Consider the following 16093-nt stretch of genomic DNA (forward strand, 5'->3'; position numbering starts at 1 on the left):
CCGACGGCAGCTCCGCCGTCTCCGACGTGGTGGTGTCGAACATCCCACACGAGCTACTGCCGGGTAACTCCAGGGGGCGGATCGCTGCGCAGCGTGTCCGGCGGGCGGTCACCCCGCCCTGAACGGGGGCAGGCGGTGCTGGGCCGGTTGCCCGCGGGACCACGTGCGACGGGCCCGCCCGCCGGCTGGCGAGCGGGCCCGCCGCGCGGGGGATCAGGTGCCCGGCTCCGGGTTGTCCGGCTGCGGGTCGGCGCCCACGGTCGGCAGGAAGCGCGGCGCCTGGCGGGCGGCGGCCTGGTCCTCGAAGTCCGCGGCGATGTCCAGCAGCGCCGCGTCGGCCCACCGCGCGCCGAAGAAGGAGACGCCGACCGGTAGGGACTCCTGCGGACCGGAGAACCCGGCCGGCACCGTCACGTTCGGGTAGCCGGCCACCGCGGCCGGACCCGAGGTGCTGTACTCGAACGCGTCACCCATCCCGTCCAGGTTCTTGTACCTGGTCTGCCAGCCAGGGGTGTTGGTCAGCCCCACGATCGCGTCGAGGTCGTCCTCGGTGCCCGGCCCCTGGGCGAGCACCTCGTCGATCGAGGCCCGGGCCAGCTCGCGGATGCGGTCCCGGGTCTGCTGGATCGCCGGGTCCTCCGCGGGGACGGCCGCCGCCTGCGCCTGCTCGAACAGCTCCTGGCCGAAGGTGGACAGCTCCACCGGGTCCTGCGCGTTGAACGCGATCAAGCCGGCGAGGTCGGCCGGGTGGTCCCCGGGGGTGGCGGCCAGGTAGGCGTTGAGGTCGCGCTTGAACTCCGCCAGCAGCGCCGGGGTCTCCCCGGCGTTGATCTCGTCTCGGTAGGCCAGCTGCACCGGCACCGTGGCAGCCCCGGCGGCCTCGACCTGCTTCACCGCCGTCGCGAACACCGCCTCGGTCACGTCGTCGACCGTGGTCGACTGTTCGGGGCTGAGCGTCCAGACCCCGATCCGCGCGCCCTGCAGGGCGTCGAGGTCCAGGTCGGCGAAGTCGGCCGCGAGGTCGGCGGGGATCTCGCCGGTGGCGGCGTCGGCGTCGTCGGCACCCGCCACCACCTCCAGCACGATCGCGGCGTCGACCGCGTGCCGGGCCATCGGGCCGGCTGTGTCCTGCTCGGCGGAGATCGGCACGATGCCGTCCCGGCTGACCAGCCCGAGGGTCGGCTTCAGCCCGACCAGGCCGGTCTGTCCGGAGGGGCAGACGATCGACCCGTCGGTCTCGGTGCCGATCGCGACCTGGGCCAGCGCGGCGGCCACGCCGGTGCCGGAGCCGCTGGAGGAACCGCACGGGTTGCGGTCGAGCACGTAGGGGTTGGCGGTCTGACCGCCCACGCCGCTCCACCCGCTGGTGGACCCCGCGCCGCGGAAGTTCGCCCACTCGGAGAGGTTCGCCTTGCCGATGATGACCGCGCCCGCGTCGCGGAGCCTCGTCGTGATCGTCGCGTCGTCCGGCTCGCTGTTCAGCAGGGCCCGCGAGCCCGCGGTGGTCGGCATGTCCGCGGTGTCCACGTTGTCCTTGAGCAGCACCGGGATGCCCTCGAGCGGACCGCGGGTCCCGTCCTGCGCGCGGGTCTCGTCGCTGGCGGCCGCCTCGTCCAGGGCCCCCGGGTTGACCGCCAGCACCGCGCCGAGCTCGTCGTCGAGGTCGTCGATCCGGTCCAGGTAGGCCTGGGTGAGCTCCACGGCGGTCAGGTCCCCGTCGTCCATCCGCTGCTGCAGGTCGGGGATCGTGGCGGCGTCGAGGTCCAGCCCGGCCGGCAGCAGGGTGGTGGAGCCGGCGGTGTCCGCCGCGGCGGCCCCGGGAGGGGTCACGAGGACGACGGCGGCCGCGACGACGACCGTGGCCCTGCGGCGCAGCGGTCGGCGGGCGGTGCGGGGAACGGCGCGCATGGGCATCTCCGAGGAGTTCGGGCGGGCGCAGCGGACCGTTGCAAGGTAGGACCGTCGGGGCGAGCGCGCCGGGTGAGCGCCAGGTCGGGCCGGTGCGGCGGCTGGGTGCCCCGGTCCGGGCACCGTGCGGCCCGGCGGGGGACAGTGGTGGGGTGTTCGACGTGGACCTGCTGGCCCTGCTGACCCGGGAGGTGCTCCGCGAGCGGGTGGCCGCGCTGATCGCCGAGAGCTGCGCGTGGGCCGTGGGCCTCTCCGACCAGCCGCACTACCTGCGGCGCGGCGGCCGCGTGGTCGGCACCGGCATCACCATCGGCGCCCGCGCCGCCGCGGGACAGCTGCTGTCCGGCGAGGAGGACGGTCGGCTGGAGCTGGGCGACGCCCGGCCGGGCAGCTTCCAGGACGTGCTGAACACGGTGACGGCCGACGGCACGCTGATCGCCGAGCGGTTCGACCGGGAGGTGCTCGAGCCGTTCGTGCTCGACACCTGCGTGCAGGCGGTCGCCCGGTTCCGGGACTCCCGGGCGGGCGCGTGGGCCGAGCTCCTCGACGAGCTGGGGGACGACGGCAGCGACCTGGTCGAGGTGGTCCGGGTCGGGGAGTGGGAGGCGCCGCTGCGCATCGACGCGGAGCACCTGGTGCTGGCCGCGCTGGGGCACGTCCCGCTGGTGGAGGTCGAGGCGGAGGGGCTGCCGCTGTCGCTGGTGCGAGCCGCCGAGGCGGTCACCCGGGCCGCGGCCCCCGCGCCCCCGGCCGCGGACCCCACCCGCGACGACCTGGCCGGCGCCCGGTTCCTCGCCGACGCCGCCCTGCGCGCCTCCGGGCTGCCCCTCCCGGTCCCCGTGGACCGGGCCGACCAGCTGCTGGACGTGCTGCTCGCGGAGGGGGTGCTCCCGGAGGAGGTGCCCACCCTCCTGGCCGAGCTGCCGGTCGAGCCGGCGACCGCCGCGGAGGTGCGCGCCACCCTGGCCGCGCTCGGGCACGGCTGAGCCGCCGGGCGGGCTGGTCGACGAGTCCGGGGTCAGACGCGTGGACGGGCCGGGGGCTGCTGGCCCCCGGCCCGTCGGCGTGCAACGCCCGGGTGCGATCAGCTGGAGATCGCGATCCGGCGCGGCTTGGCGGCCGGTGACTTCGGGACCCGGACGGTCAGGACACCGTCGTGCAGCGAGGCCTCGACTCCGTCCGCGTCGACCTCGCCGGGCAGCGTCACGGAGTACTGGAAGGCACCGACGCGTCGGGCCCGCCGGTGCAGGATGCCCGAGCGCTCCTTCTCCTGGACCTCACCGGCGACGGTCAGGACGCGGTCCTGCAGCTGGACGTCGACGTCGTCGCGGGCCACACCGGGCAGCTCCAGCTCCAGCGACCATGCGTCGTCGGTCTCCTCGAGGTCCGCGGAGGGGACCCAGCGGTCGACGGCTCCACCGAAGCTCGACTCCCACAGCGACGTGAGGCGGTCGTAGAGCTCGTCGAGCTCACGGAAGGGGTCACGGGGAGCGAGGCGGCCGCGGGGGGCCGTGCTGCGCGACCGGGCGTGAACGGGCAGTGTCATGGTGGTCCTCCTCTCGGTGGTGGTCCTGTCGGACACCTGAGAGAACTTCCAGTGGCGGCTGTAAATTCCCGGCGACTGGGCCGCCGGCGCCGCCTCGCGCCGGTGTTGGCACGGAACCCCCGGGGAGCCTGCCGCTCGGATCGCCCCGCGTGTCGCCGCCTGCGCGGAGACCGTCGCTGGCTCAGGACGCGGTGCGCGGGCACACTGCCGCCATGGGCGTACTGGCCGAGGCCGTCCCCCTGCTGGCAGCGGACTCCTCGCAGGTGCTGCCCGCGCGCCAGATGATGGCCTTCACCCTGGGCTTCCACATCATCCTGGTGCCCTTCGGGGTCGCCTTCACCGCGATCATGCTCATCGCCAACTACCGCGGGATCCGGCACGGCGACGAGACGGCACTGCAGCTGGCCCGCCGCTGGTCCCTGGTCGCCGGGGTGCTGTTCGCGGTCGGCGCGGTGTCCGGGACGGTGCTCTCCTTCGAGCTCGGGTTGCTGTGGCCGGGGCTCATGGGGCGCTACGGCGCGGCCTTCGGCATCCCCTTCGCCGTCGAGGGCCTGTTCTTCTTCGTCGAGGCGATCTTCGTCGCGATCTACATCTACGGCTGGGAGCGGATGCGGCCCTGGCCGCACTTCTGGAGCGGCGTGCCCATCGTCATCTCGGGCGTGGGCGGGACCTCCTCGGTGGTGGCCGCCAACGCCTGGATGAACATGCCCGGGGGCATCACGGTCGAGGACGGCCGGGTGGTCGACGTCCGGCCGCTGGAGATCTTCTTCACCGACGCCTTCTGGTACGAGGCGGTCCACATGCTGCTGGCCGCCTACATGGTGGCCGGGTTCGTGATCGCGGGCGTCTACGCGGTCGGGATGCTGCGCGGACGCCGGGACCGCCTGCACCGGCTGGGGCTGGCCATCCCGTTCGCCGTCGCCGCGATCGCGACCCCGATCCAGGTCGTCGTCGGCGACGTGGCCGCCCGCGAGGTGCACCAGAACGAGCCGGCGAAGTTCGCCATGATCGCCGCGCTGCCGGAGACCGGGACCCGCGTGCCCGAGGTGCTCGGCGGCGTCCTCGTCGACGGCGAGGTGCGCTACGGCATCGAGGTCCCGCTGATGGCCTCGATCCTGGCCGGGTTCGACCCGGACACCGAGATCCAGGGGCTGGACGCTATCCCGCCCGACGAGCGGCCGGCGGCCCGGCTGGTCAACACCGTGCACCTCGCCTTCCAGGTGATGGTCGCGATCGGCAGCGCCCTGCTCGGGCTGGCTCTGTGGGGCGGGTTCTCCTGGTGGCGGCACCGCCGGCTCCCGGAGAACCGGCTGTTCCTCGCCTGCACCGCGGTCAGCGGCGTCGCCGCGGTGGTGGCGCTGGAGGCCGGGTGGGTGGTCACCGAGGTCGGGCGTCAGCCGTGGACCGTCGTCGGGCTCTTGCGCACCGAGGACGCCGCCCCGACGACCGGGAACCTGTGGCCGTTCTTCGGGGCCACCGTCGTCCTCTACGTGGCGATCGCGTTCGGCACGTTCTACGTGCTGCGCCTGCTCCGCGAGCGCTGGCGGGCGGCCGAGGCCGAGGGGGAGGCCGACCCGGGCGGGGAGGGGGACGTGCCCTACGGGCCGTCCCGGGCGCGGGCGGGGGACCGGTCGTGAGCACCTTCGCCGCCGCCGTGCTGTTCACCGGGGTGCTGGCCTACGCCGTCCTCGGCGGCGCCGACTTCGGGGCGGGGTTCTGGGACCTCACCGCCGGCGGGGCGGGGCGCGGCCGGCGCCCGCGGCACTTGGTCGACGAGTCGCTGGCGCCGGTGTGGGAGGCCAACCACGTCTGGCTGGTCTTCTGCCTGGTGATGCTGTGGACCGGGTTCCCCACCGCGTTCGCCGCGATCACGACGACGCTGTACATCCCGCTGGGGCTGGCGGCGCTCGGGATCGTCGCGCGCGGAGCGGGCTTCGCGTTCCGCAAGGTCCTGGTCCGCACCGACCAGCAGCGGCTCGCGGGCGCCGCGTTCGCGATCTCCTCGGTGCTCGCCCCGTTCATGCTCGGCACGGTCGTCGGGGGCATCGCCTCCGGGCGGGTGCCCGCGGACGGGCACGGCGACCCGATCACCAGCTGGGTCAACCCCACCTCCCTGCTGGGCGGCACCCTCGCGGTGCTGACCTGCGCCTTCGTCGCCGCCGTCTTCCTCACCGCCGAGGCGCGCCGCCGGGACGACGTGGAGCTGGAGGCCTGGTTCCAGCGCCGGTCGCAGGTGGTCGCCGGGGTCACCGGCGCAGTCGCCCTGGCCGGCATCGCGGTGCTCCGCGCGGACTCGCCCCGGCTGTTCGACGCGCTGCTGACCCGGGGGCTGCCGCTGGTGCTGCTCTCCGCCGCGTCCGGGCTGGCCGCGCTGCTGCTCGTCCGGCGGCTGGCGCCGCGGCTGGTCCAGGGCCTCGCCGTCCTGGCGGTGGCGGCGATCATCGCCGGGTGGGGGACGGCGCAGTACCCCTACCTGCTGGTGCCGCACACGACCATCAGCGAGGCGGCCGCGCCGGCGGCCACGCTGTGGTCCCTCACCATCGTCGCGGCGCTGGCGCTGGTGATCGTCGTCCCCTCGATGGTCCTCTTGTTCGTGCTCGCCCAGCGCGGGAGCCTGGAGAGTCACTGAGCGAGGGAGGGTCATGCCCACCTACCGGGTCAACGACGCCGGGGTCCGGTACGCCCGGCGGCTGATCGACGCCGACCGCTACGACGACAGCACCGAGTGGTCCGAGGCGGCGCCGACCACCGAGGAGCGGAACGAGGAGCTCGAGGAGGAGGGCCGCGAGGAGTGGAGCCGCTGGTACCTCGCGGTCGACGAGGACGCCGGGGAGACCACCAAGGCCCGCTACCGCTTCCCGTACGGCGACTTCGAGAACGTCAACCGGGCGGCGCTGGTCCACGCCAAGCAGCGGGCCGCCCAGAACGACCACCCGCAGATCGAGCAGGCGGCCGACGAGCTGCTGCAGCGGCTCGACGCCCGGCGGTCCTGACCGGGGTCAGGCGGCCGGCAGCATCGTGCCCGTCTCCAGGTAGCGGGTGTGCCAGCCCAGCGCCTCGGTCAGCAGGTGCGGGGTGTGCCGGCCGTAGGCGTCCCGGTCGGCCCGGTCGAGGTAGTCGGTGAGCATCGGCCGGTAGTCCGGATGGGCGCAGCGCTCGACCACCAGCCGGGCCCGGCGCCGGGGCGAGAGGCCGCGCAGGTCGGCCAGCCCGTGCTCGGTGACGATGACGGCGACGTCGTGCTCGGTGTGGTCGACGTGCGACACCATCGGCACGATCGCGGAGATCGCGCCGTCCTTCGCCGTCGACGGGGTGACGAAGAAGGAGATGAAGGCGTTGCGGGCGAAGTCGCCCGAGCCGCCGATGCCGTTCTGGATCTTGCTGCCCATCAGGTGGGTGGAGTTGACGTTGCCGTAGACGTCGGCCTCGATCATCCCGTTCATCGCCAGCACGCCCAGCCGGCGGACCACCTCCGGGTGGTTGCTGATCTCCTGCGGCCGCAGCAGGATCCGGTCGCGGAACTCCTCGATCTCTGCGTTGAAGTCGGCGATCGCGGTGGGGCTGAGCGAGAACGCGGTCGCCGACGCGGAGACCAGCGTCCCCGAGCGCAGCAGGTCGAGCATGCCGTCCTGGATCACCTCGGTGTAGGCGGTCAGCCCCTGGAAGGAGGACTCCTGCAGCCCGGCCATCACCGCGTTGGCCACGTTCCCGACGCCCGACTGCAAGGGCAGCAGCTCCGCCGGCAGCCGGCCGCGGGTGACCTCGTGCTCCAGGTACTCGATCACGTGTCCCGCGATCGCCCGGGCGGCGTCGTCGGGCTCCTTGAACGGCGTGTTGCGGTCCGGTGAGTCGGTCTCGACGACCGCGACCACCTTCGCCGGGTCGACCCGCAGGTGGGGCACCCCGATCCGGTCGTCGGGCCGGGTGAGCTGGATCGGCCGGCGGTCCGGTGGCAGGGCGGTGCCGTAGTAGACGTCGTGCATCCCGTCCAGCCCGGCCGGCTGCCAGGAGTTGACCTCCAGCACGACCCGGTCCGCCTGGTCGAGCCAGGTCTTGTTGTTGCCGATCGAGGACGAGGGGACCAGCGTGCCGTCCTCGGCGATCCCGCTGACCTCGATCAGGGCGACGTCCAGCGGCCCGAGGAACCCCTGCCACGCCAGCTGGGCGACGTGCGAGAGGTGGACGTCGATGTAGTCCATCTGGCCGGCGTTGATCTTCTGCCGGCTCACCGGGTCGGACTGGTGCGGCAGCCGCAGCTCGATGCCGTCGGCGGCGGCCAGCGCGCCGTCCAGCTCCGGCGCGGTCGACGCCCCGGTCCACACGTTGATCCGGAAGGGCTTCCCGGCGGCATTCGACTCGGTGATGCGCCGGGCCAGCGCCTCGGGCACCGCCTTCGGGTAACCGGCGCCGGTGAAGCCGCTCATCCCGACCGTGTCGCCGGGACGGATGACCGCGGCGGCTTCGTCGGCCGACACCACCCGGCGGGCGAGGTCGGCGTTGCGGATGCGGCCGGACCCGGACATGGCGTCGTCCCCCTCGCCCCGGCACCGCGGTACGCCGGTGTGCCCTGGACGCTACGACGCTCCGGTTTCGTCGGCTGGGCGGCGGGCAGGTGCACGATGCAGGCGGCGCCGTCCGGCCCACCCCGACCAGCACACGACGGGAGACCACATGGCCATCGCGACCATCAACCCGACCACCGGTGCGACGGTGAAGACCTACGAGCCGCTGTCCGACGAGGCGCTCGAGGAGAAGATCGCCCGGGCGGCCGCCGCCTTCGGCAGCTACCGGCTGACCTCGGCTGAGCAGCGGGCCGGGTGGCTCACCGCCGCGGCCGACGCGCTGGAGGCCGACGTCCACTCCGTCGCCGAGCTCATGACCACCGAGATGGGCAAGACGCTGGCGTCGGCCAAGGCGGAGGCCAGCAAGTGCGTCACGGCGCTGCGCTACTACGCCCAGCACGGGCCGGCGTTCCTCGAACCGGAGGAGAGGGACGCCGGCGCGGTGAAGGCGGAGCGGGCATACGTCACGCACCAGCCGCTCGGCGTCGTCCTGGCGATCATGCCGTGGAACTTCCCGCTCTGGCAGGCGATGCGCTTCGCCGCCCCCGCGCTGATGGCCGGCAACGTCGGCCTGCTCAAGCACGCCAGCAACGTGCCGCAGACCGCCCTCTACATGGAGGAGCTGTTCCGGAAGGCAGGCTTCCCCGAGGACGTGTTCCAGACCCTGCTCATCGGGTCGGGGACCGTCGAGCGGGTGCTGCGCGACGACCGGGTGGTCGCCGCGACCCTCACCGGCAGCGCCCCGGCCGGGCAGTCGGTGGCCGCGGTCGCCGGGGACGCGCTCAAGCCGACCGTCCTGGAGCTCGGCGGCAGCGACCCGTTCATCGTCATGCCCTCGGCGCACCTGGAGCGCGCGGCCGACGTGGCGGTGACCGCGCGCTGCCAGAACAACGGGCAGAGCTGCATCGCCGCCAAGCGCTTCTTCGTGCACCGGGACGTCGCCGAGGAGTTCACCCGGCTGTTCGCCGAGAAGCTCGGAGCGCTGACCGTCGGCGACCCGATGGACCCCGACACCCAGGTCGGCCCGCTGGCCACCGAGTCCGGGCGGGACGACGTCGAGGACTACGTGCGCGACGCCGTCGACAAGGGCGCCACCGTGGTCGTCGGCGGCACGCGGCCCGACCGGCCGGGCTGGTTCTACGAGCCGACGCTGCTCACCGGGATCACCCCGGAGATGCGGGTGCACGGCGAGGAGGTGTTCGGGCCGGTCGCGGCGCTGTACACCGTCGACAGCCTGGACGAGGCCATCGAGATCGCGAACAGCCACCCGTACGGCCTGGGCTCGAACCTGTGGAGCGAGGACGAGGAGGAGCGGGCGCGGTTCGTCCGGGACATCCAGTCCGGGATGGCGTTCGTCAACGGGATGACCACCAGCTACCCGGAGCTGCCCTTCGGCGGGGTGAAGCAGAGCGGCTACGGCCGCGAGCTCACCGAGCTGGGCATGCGCGAGTTCATGAACGCCAAGACGGTGTGGATCGGCGGCCCGAGCAGCGAGCAGGCCGGGGGCTCGACGGCCGGGGCGGCGTCGGAGTGAGCGGAAGGGGACGGCGGGTGCGCGGGTTGGTGCGGCCATGAGCCGAGTCGTCGTCGCCACCGCGTTCGGTGGCCCCGAGGTGCTGTCCGTCATCGAGGAGCCCCCGGCCGACCCGGGGCCGGGGGAGGTGCTGCTCGAGGTCCGCGCGGCCGGGGTCAACCCGGCCGACTGGAAGACCTACGCCGGCGCGTACGGCACCGACCCGGCGAAGCTGCCGCTGCGGCTGGGCTTCGAGGCCGCCGGCGTGGTGGCCGCCGTGGGCGACGGCGCGGAGGGGCCGGCCGGACCGTTGTCGCTCGGCGACGAGGTGATCGGGTTCCGGCTGACTGGTGCGTACGCGTCGCACGTCGTCGCGCCGGCGGGCTCCCTCGTCCCCAAGCCGGCGGAGCTGAGCTGGGAGCAGGCCGGCGGGCTCATGCTCGCCGGGGCCACGGCGGTGCACGCGCTCACCGCCGCCGCGGTCGGCACCGGGGACACCGTGCTGGTGCACGGTGCCGCCGGGGGCGTCGGCCTGATGCTGGTGCAGCTGGCCGGGGCCCGCGGCGCCCGGGTGATCGGCTCCGTCGGCGGGGACGGCGCGGAGCTGGTCCGCCGGTTCGGCGGTGAGCCGGTGCGCTACGGCGACGGGCTCGCCGACCGGGTCCGGGAACTGGCCCCGGAGGGGGTCACCGCCGCCGTGGACACCGTGGGCACCGACGAGGCGCTGGACACCTCGCTGGAACTGGTCGCGGACCGGGCGCGGATCGCCACCATCGCGAACTTCGCCCGCGGGCCGCAGGCCGGGGTGAAGCTGCTGGGCAACGGGCCGGGCGCCGACCCCGGGACCGAGATCCGCGCGGCCGCCCGGCTGGAGCTGACCCGGCTGGCCGAGTCGGGGGAGCTGGAGGTGGTGGTCGCCGGCAGCTACCCGCTGGACGACGTCGCGGCTGCGCACCGGGCCGGCCAGGCCGGCCACACCCACGGGAAGCTGGTGCTCGTCCCCTGACCCCGGGGGGCAGAAGTGGCCACTTCTGCCCCCGGGGTGAGTTAGAACCGGTCCCCGGTGCGCCAGGGCATCTCCTGCAGCGTCAGGCTGTTGCCGTCCGGATCGCTCAGTGCGGCGTACCTGACCCCGCCCCCGACGTCCTCCACCGGACCGACCGGGACGCCGCGGGCCATCAGCTCCGCGCGGGCCCGGTCGATGTCGGCGACCACCAGGTGCAGGGCCCTGATCGCGCCCGGCGTCCCCTCGTACGCCGCCAGTCCGGTGCCGATGCCGATGGAGCACGCCGAACCCGGCGGGGTCAGCTGCACCACCCGGACACCCTCGGCCGGTCGGACGTCCACGTCCTCGACGAAACCGAGTTGCTCGGTGTAGAAGGCCTTGGCCCGGTCGACGTCGGTGACCGGGACCGGCACCAGCTCGAGCTTCATGTCCATCGGGTCGTCCTCTCTCGTTGGGCCGCGCGGCCGGGGGCGTTCAGAGCCGGCCCTCGCGGGCGCCGGCCCACAGGTCGATGCCGCTGTCGACGGCGTGCTCGTCGATCGCGGCCAGCTCGTCGGCGGTGAAGTCCAGCCGCTGCACCGCACCGACGTTCTGCTCCAGCTGCCGGACGCTGCTCGCCCCGATGAGCACCGAGGTGACCCGCTGGTCCCGCAGCGCCCAGGCCAGCGCCAGCTGGGCCAGGCTCTGCCCGCGGCTCTGGGCGATCTGGTTGAGCGCCCGGATGTGCCCGAGCGCCTCCTCGGAGAGCAGCTCGGTCGACAGCGACTTGTCCTGGGCGGCCCGCGAGCCCTCGGGGATGCCGTTCAGGTACTTGTCGGTGAGCATCCCCTGGGCCAGCGGCGAGAAGGCGATGCACCCGGCGCCGACGTCCTCCAGCGTGTCCAGCAGGCCGGTGCTCTCGATCCAGCGGTTGAGCATCGAGTACGAGGGCTGGTGGATCAGCAGCGGCGTGCCCAGGTCGGCGAGGATGCGCGCGGCCTCCGCCGTCATCTCCGGGGAGTACGAGGAGATGCCCACGTACAGCGCCTTACCCGACTGCACCGCCGTGTGCAGCGCACCCATCGTCTCCTCGAGCGGAGTCGTCGGGTCCGGCCGGTGGCTGTAGAAGATGTCGACGTAGTCCAGGCCCAGTCGCTGCAGGGACTGGTCCAGGCTGGCGAGCACGTACTTGCGTCCGCCGCCGCCCTGGCCGTACGGGCCGGGCCACATGTCCCAGCCCGCCTTGGAGGAGATGACCAGCTCGTCCCGGTAGGGGCGGAAGTCCTCCGCGAGGTGCCGGCCGAAGTTGATCTCCGCCGAGCCGTAGGGCGGGCCGTAGTTGTTGGCCAGGTCGAAGTGGGTCACGCCGAGGTCGAACGCCCGCCGCAGGACCTGCCGCTGCCGGTCGAAGGGCACGTCGTCCCCGAAGTTGTGCCACAGGCCGAGGCTGACCGCCGGCAGGTCCAGGCCGCTGGCGCCGGTCCGCCGGTAGGTCATCGAGTCGTAGCGGGTGCTGTCCGCGGGATACGCCATGACGGGATCTTCTCCCGTCGCTCAGCTCGCCGCCCCGGCGGTCTCCGGCTGCCGCTGCCGACCCGGCCGGGAGTTCCGGGAGCCGTGGACGGCGTAGACCGTGGTTCGGAACAGCAACACCGGGTCGCGCTGACGCGAGATCACCGGGGCTGCCGGTCGAGCGGGGACCGCCGGCGGCGACCGGGCGCACCGACCCAGTGCGCCGGGCGCCGCAGCCAGTCCGGGAGCCGGGTGGCCGCGTCGCCGCGGGCGGCCTCCAGTTGCGGCTGGGTCAGGAACAGCGCCCCGCCGAGGTCGGCGCCGCGCAGGTCCGCGCCCCGCAGGTCGGCGCCGAGCAGGTCGGCCTGCCGGAGGTCGGCGTCCCGCAGGTCCGCCCCGATCAGGCAGGCGCCGCGCAGCCCCGCCCCCCGCAGCCGGGCACCGCGCAGCGCGGCCCCGACCAGGTCGGCGTTCCGGCGGTCCCGCGCGCGGCCGGGCACGCCGGCCCGGACGGCCTCGCTGACCCGCCCGAGCAGGTCGCCGACGTCCCGGCGCAGGCCGGCGGTGTCCACCGCCGCGATTTCCGCGGGCGCGGCCCCGCCCAGCTGCCGGGCCCGGGCCTCGGCGGCGGCCACCTCGTCGCGCAGCGGGCCGGCGGGCAGCCGGGCCAGCGCCTCGGCCAGGTGCCAGCGCAGCTCACCCACCTGCCGCAGCACCGGGAACAGCGTCGCGGTGGCCGGGTCCGCGCGGGGGTCGTGGCCGGCGAGGGTGACCTGGGTCAGCTGCTGGCCGGCGCCGAAGCAGTCGAAGACGACGCAACCCGGGAACCCGCGGCCGCGCAGGTCGTCGTGGATGCCGCACCGGGCGTCGGCCCGAAGGTGGCGGCACGGCGTCCCGGCCGGCTTGTCGACGGCGAAGTCCGCCGAGGCGACGAACCCGGGGACCACGCAGCACAGCCCCACGCAGCGGCTGCAGTCCGCGGTGAGCTCCCGGCGGGCCGCGGCGAGACCCGCCGTCGCACGATCGGGCACGGGGACAGGGTAGGCGCCGGGGCCGGACACGAGCGGTGACGATCATGGTCACGGCTGCCAAGGCTCGCGCACCGGCCGGCTCCGGGAAGGTCGTGCACATCGGTGAGAACACCTTCGTGGCCGCGGCCGGTTGAGCGGGTCGCCCGACGGCGTAGCGTCGGCCACCTGGGGCCCCTCGGTCCCGGACGAGGGAGAGCCGTCATGGTCGACAAGTCGCCACGCGCACACCAGTCCAAGAAGTCCGGCATGACGATCAAGCAGAAGCGGGCGGTCAAGAAGGCGGCCACCGACACCTCGTCGGGCATGCAGAAGCTGACCCACCCGACCAAGTCCTGACCCCCTTCCCCGGAGCCCACCGGCTCCGGGGAGTCAGGGTCGGCGCAGGTGTTCCCGCAGGACGGCGACGACCAGCCGGTGGTCCTCGACCTGCGGCAGGCCGGAGACCACCACGACCCCGACCGGGCCGACGTCGCGCACCAGCACCGGGAAGGCGCCACCGTGGGCGGCGTACCGCTCCGGGTCGAGCCCGAACTCGGCCTCGAACGTGGTGCCGGCCTCCCGGGAGCGCTGGCCGACGTAGAGCGAGCTGTGCCCGAACCGGTCCACGACCGCGGCCTTGCGGCGGATCCACGAGTCGTTGTCCGCCGACGTGCCCGGCAGCGCGGCGTGGAAGAGCTGCTGGCCGTTGCGCGAGACGTCGACGGCCACCGGCAGCTGCTGCTCGCGGGCCCGCGCCACCAGCGCCGTCCCCAGGTCCCAGGCGTCGTCGTTGGTGAAGCGGCTGAACTGGAGCTCCTCCTCGTGGCCGGCGAGCTCGGCGAGGGAGGGGAAGGTGCCGGACACGCTCAGACCTCGCTGACGTCGAAGGTGCGGGTGGGGGAGACGTACTCCTCCTGGGCCTGGACCAGCAGGATCTCCCGGGACCCGGCGTCCTCCGTGCGCTGGAGCAGGCCGAAGACCGAGGCCGCGGCCCGCCCGAGGGCCTCGCCGGCCGAGCGGGTGTCGAGCCAGTGCGCCAGGAACAGCGCCGCGATCGCGTCGCCCGCGCCGTTCACCGACAGCCCCAGCCGCGGGGTGCGGACCCGGAAGTGCCGGCCACCCTCCGAGGCGAGCAGGTCGACGCAGTCCTCGGGGGTGTCGTCGGCGACCAGCGAGGTGGTCAGCACGACCCGCGGGCCGAGCCCCTGGACGACGGCCACCGCGTCCTTCACCGACGCCAGCGACGTCGTCCGGTGCCCGGAGAGGTAGTCCAGCTCGAAGTGGTTGGGGGTGACCACGTCGGCCACCGGGACGGCGACGTCGCGGAACAGCTCGGGGATCCCGGGCCGGACGAAGACCCCGCGCCCCACGTCGCCGATGACCGGGTCGCAGCAGTAGACGGCGTCCGGGTTGGCCGCGCGCACCCGGGCGACCGACCCGACGACGGCGTGCCCGATGTCCGCCGACCCCATGTAGCCGGAGAGGACCGCGTCGCAGCTGCCCAGCACGCCGCGCTCCTCGATGCCCTGCACGACCTCCTCGACGGCCGGACCGTCGAACACGCGGCCCTGCCAGGCGCCGTAGCCGGTGTGGTTGGAGAACTGCACGGTGTGCACCGGCCACACCTCGATGCCCAGCCGCTGCAGCGGGAAGACCGCGGAGGCGTTGCCGGCATGCCCGTAGGCCACATGGGACTGGATGGACAGGACGTTGACCATGCCGGAACGTTCGCACACCGCGGTTCACCCGCGAGAGGGGATCCGCCGCGCCCGCGTTCGCCCGGCTGCCGCCGACCGGTGCCGGCCGTCATGATCTTCGGGCCGGGGGTCGGGTGCGAGTCGGGGAGGACGCGTGGCGCGGATGCGGGTGGGCCCGGTCTTGGTGACCGGCCTGGTGGTGGCCCTGCTCGGTGCGGGCTGTGCCAGCAGTGAGCTGCCGGGCGTCGAGCGGGTGGCCACCCTGTTCGCCGATCCGGACGGCGACCCCGCCGAGCGCTGCGACCTGCTGGCGCCCGCCACCGAGGCGGCGCTGACGACGGACGAGGGTGTGCCCTGCCCCGAGGCCCTGCCGGGGCTGCCGATCGGTGCGGGCGCGGTGCGCTCGGTCGCGGTGTGGGACCGGGAGGCGCAGGTGCAGCTGACCGACGACACGCTCTTCCTCACCCGCACCGACCGGGGGTGGCGGGTCACCGCCGCGGCCTGCACGGCGCGGCCCGACCGGCCCTACGTCTGCGCACTGGAGGGGTCGTGAAGGCGTCCGCTGGGTGTTCCTGGGGTACCTGTCGGTCATCCTGCTCGGGGTCGCGTACGTCGTCGTCCTCGCGGCCCTGGGGCGGTGACCGTGCGCCGGTTCCTGCGCGAGAACGGCCTGAGCCTGACCTTCGGCGCGCTCTTCCTGCTCACCCTGGCCGGGCAGGCGTTCGCCGGCCGGGCCCAGGTCAACGACGAGCGGCTGGCCGACGGGCTGGAGCCGGTGTCCCTGCTCGCCTTCGTGACCTCCTCGACGTTCGGGGTCGACGTGATGGAGAACTGGCAGTCGGAGTACCTGCAGTTCTTCCTCTACGTGTTCGCCACCGTCTGGCTCGTGCAGCGCGGGTCGGCGGAGTCGAAGGAGCTGCACCAGGTCGGGACGGAGTCCGACGAGGAGCAGCGGGTGGGGGAGCACGCGCGGCCCGACTCCCCGGCCTGGGCGCGGGCCGGCGGCTGGCGGACCACGGTGTTCTCCCGGTCGCTCGGCCTGGTCATGGGCACGCTGTTCCTGCTGACCTGGGCTGCGTCGTCGGTGGCCGGCTGGGCGGCGTTCAACGCCGGGCAGCTGCGCGACCACGAGGACCCGGTGAGCTGGGCCGACTACCTGGGCGAGGCGGACTTCTGGAACCGGACGCTGCAGAACTGGCAGTCGGAGATGCTCGCGGTCGGCTCGATGGCGATCTTCGCGGTCTACCTGCGCCAGCGGGGGTCGCCGGAGAGCAAGCCGGTGGGCGCGGCCCACGACGACACCGGCGAGACGGGCTGAGCCCGTCCCGCCGGTGCCGAGCCGCGCGGCCGCGTCGGACGC

At 74.1% G+C, this 16093-nt stretch carries 17 protein-coding genes; 9 read left to right on the forward strand and 8 right to left on the reverse strand.

What is annotated here, in order from left to right:
- Positions 1-213: 213 nt before the first annotated feature.
- Positions 214-1908: an amidase gene (locus HK417_RS05435; RefSeq protein ID WP_222264177.1), complete on the reverse strand. Its 1695-nt coding sequence runs from the start codon at positions 1906-1908 to the stop codon at positions 214-216.
- 152 nt (positions 1909-2060) lie between these two features.
- Here HK417_RS05435 and HK417_RS05440 point away from each other — a divergent pair, with 152 nt between their 5' ends.
- On the forward strand, positions 2061-2894 hold the full coding sequence (locus tag HK417_RS05440; RefSeq protein WP_222264179.1) for a hypothetical protein: 834 nt from the start codon (positions 2061-2063) through the stop codon (positions 2892-2894).
- Between the two features lie 98 nt (positions 2895-2992).
- Here the strand turns inward: HK417_RS05440 and HK417_RS05445 are convergent, their stop codons facing one another.
- Complete coding sequence (locus tag HK417_RS05445; protein ID WP_222264181.1) at positions 2993-3454, reverse strand: Hsp20/alpha crystallin family protein; 462 nt, start codon at positions 3452-3454, stop codon at positions 2993-2995.
- Between the two features lie 212 nt (positions 3455-3666).
- Here HK417_RS05445 and HK417_RS05450 point away from each other — a divergent pair, with 212 nt between their 5' ends.
- From HK417_RS05450 to HK417_RS05460, 3 genes are read left to right on the forward strand one after another with little or no spacing between them, the layout of a single operon-like run.
- Positions 3667-5091 carry a cytochrome ubiquinol oxidase subunit I gene (locus tag HK417_RS05450; RefSeq protein WP_222264183.1) on the forward strand — a complete coding sequence of 475 codons (1425 nt, stop codon included), beginning with the start codon at positions 3667-3669 and terminating at the stop codon, positions 5089-5091.
- Positions 5088-6083 carry a cytochrome d ubiquinol oxidase subunit II gene (locus HK417_RS05455; RefSeq protein WP_222264185.1) on the forward strand — a complete coding sequence of 332 codons (996 nt, stop codon included), beginning with the start codon at positions 5088-5090 and terminating at the stop codon, positions 6081-6083. The genes HK417_RS05450 and HK417_RS05455 overlap by 4 nt, the downstream gene beginning before the upstream one ends.
- Before the next feature lie 13 nt (positions 6084-6096).
- Entirely contained in the window at positions 6097-6447 is a 351-nt protein-coding gene (locus HK417_RS05460) for a hypothetical protein (RefSeq protein ID WP_222264187.1), read from the forward strand.
- A gap of 6 nt (positions 6448-6453) precedes the next feature.
- On the opposite strand, the gene HK417_RS05465 is transcribed toward HK417_RS05460, so the two are convergent.
- Positions 6454-7977, reverse strand: a complete 1524-nt coding sequence (locus tag HK417_RS05465) for an acetyl-CoA hydrolase/transferase family protein (protein WP_222264189.1) — start codon at positions 7975-7977, stop codon at positions 6454-6456.
- A gap of 148 nt (positions 7978-8125) precedes the next feature.
- Between HK417_RS05465 and HK417_RS05470 the strand changes: the two genes are divergently transcribed.
- Positions 8126-9550 (forward strand): NADP-dependent succinic semialdehyde dehydrogenase, encoded by a 1425-nt coding sequence (locus tag HK417_RS05470; protein WP_222264191.1) that lies wholly within the window; start codon positions 8126-8128, stop codon positions 9548-9550.
- A gap of 37 nt (positions 9551-9587) precedes the next feature.
- Complete coding sequence (locus tag HK417_RS05475) at positions 9588-10535, forward strand: quinone oxidoreductase family protein (RefSeq protein WP_222264193.1); 948 nt, start codon at positions 9588-9590, stop codon at positions 10533-10535.
- A 41-nt stretch (positions 10536-10576) separates the two neighbouring features.
- On the opposite strand, the gene HK417_RS05480 is transcribed toward HK417_RS05475, so the two are convergent.
- The 3 genes from HK417_RS05480 to HK417_RS05490 form a co-directional block, all read right to left on the reverse strand.
- Positions 10577-10969, reverse strand: coding sequence for a VOC family protein (locus HK417_RS05480; protein WP_222264195.1), 393 nt, complete (start codon positions 10967-10969; stop codon positions 10577-10579).
- Positions 10970-11009: 40 nt separating this feature from the next.
- The gene (gene mgrA / locus HK417_RS05485; protein WP_222264197.1) at positions 11010-12047 is read right to left on the reverse strand and encodes an L-glyceraldehyde 3-phosphate reductase; all 1038 of its coding nucleotides are present in this window, start codon (positions 12045-12047) and stop codon (positions 11010-11012) included.
- Positions 12048-12187: 140 nt separating this feature from the next.
- A complete protein-coding gene (locus HK417_RS05490) occupies positions 12188-13057 on the reverse strand; it encodes a pentapeptide repeat-containing protein (protein ID WP_222264199.1) in 870 nt (289 codons plus the stop codon).
- A gap of 201 nt (positions 13058-13258) precedes the next feature.
- Between HK417_RS05490 and HK417_RS25040 the strand changes: the two genes are divergently transcribed.
- Positions 13259-13393, forward strand: a complete 135-nt coding sequence (locus HK417_RS25040; RefSeq protein WP_261325947.1) for a hypothetical protein — start codon at positions 13259-13261, stop codon at positions 13391-13393.
- A gap of 33 nt (positions 13394-13426) precedes the next feature.
- On the opposite strand, the gene HK417_RS05495 is transcribed toward HK417_RS25040, so the two are convergent.
- Both HK417_RS05495 and pdxY read right to left on the reverse strand, forming a co-directional pair.
- The gene (locus tag HK417_RS05495) at positions 13427-13900 is read right to left on the reverse strand and encodes a heme-degrading domain-containing protein (protein WP_222264201.1); all 474 of its coding nucleotides are present in this window, start codon (positions 13898-13900) and stop codon (positions 13427-13429) included.
- Positions 13901-13902: 2 nt separating this feature from the next.
- On the reverse strand, positions 13903-14772 hold the full coding sequence (pdxY, locus tag HK417_RS05500; RefSeq protein ID WP_308123393.1) for a pyridoxal kinase PdxY: 870 nt from the start codon (positions 14770-14772) through the stop codon (positions 13903-13905).
- A gap of 115 nt (positions 14773-14887) precedes the next feature.
- Here pdxY and HK417_RS05505 point away from each other — a divergent pair, with 115 nt between their 5' ends.
- Positions 14888-15286, forward strand: coding sequence for a hypothetical protein (locus tag HK417_RS05505; RefSeq protein ID WP_222264203.1), 399 nt, complete (start codon positions 14888-14890; stop codon positions 15284-15286).
- A gap of 84 nt (positions 15287-15370) precedes the next feature.
- Positions 15371-16051, forward strand: coding sequence for a DUF6766 family protein (locus HK417_RS05510; protein ID WP_308123394.1), 681 nt, complete (start codon positions 15371-15373; stop codon positions 16049-16051).
- Positions 16052-16093: the final 42 nt, after the last annotated feature.

Source organism: Modestobacter marinus (genome assembly GCF_019799945.1).
Classification (GTDB): Bacteria; Actinomycetota; Actinomycetes; order Mycobacteriales; family Geodermatophilaceae; genus Modestobacter; species Modestobacter marinus_B.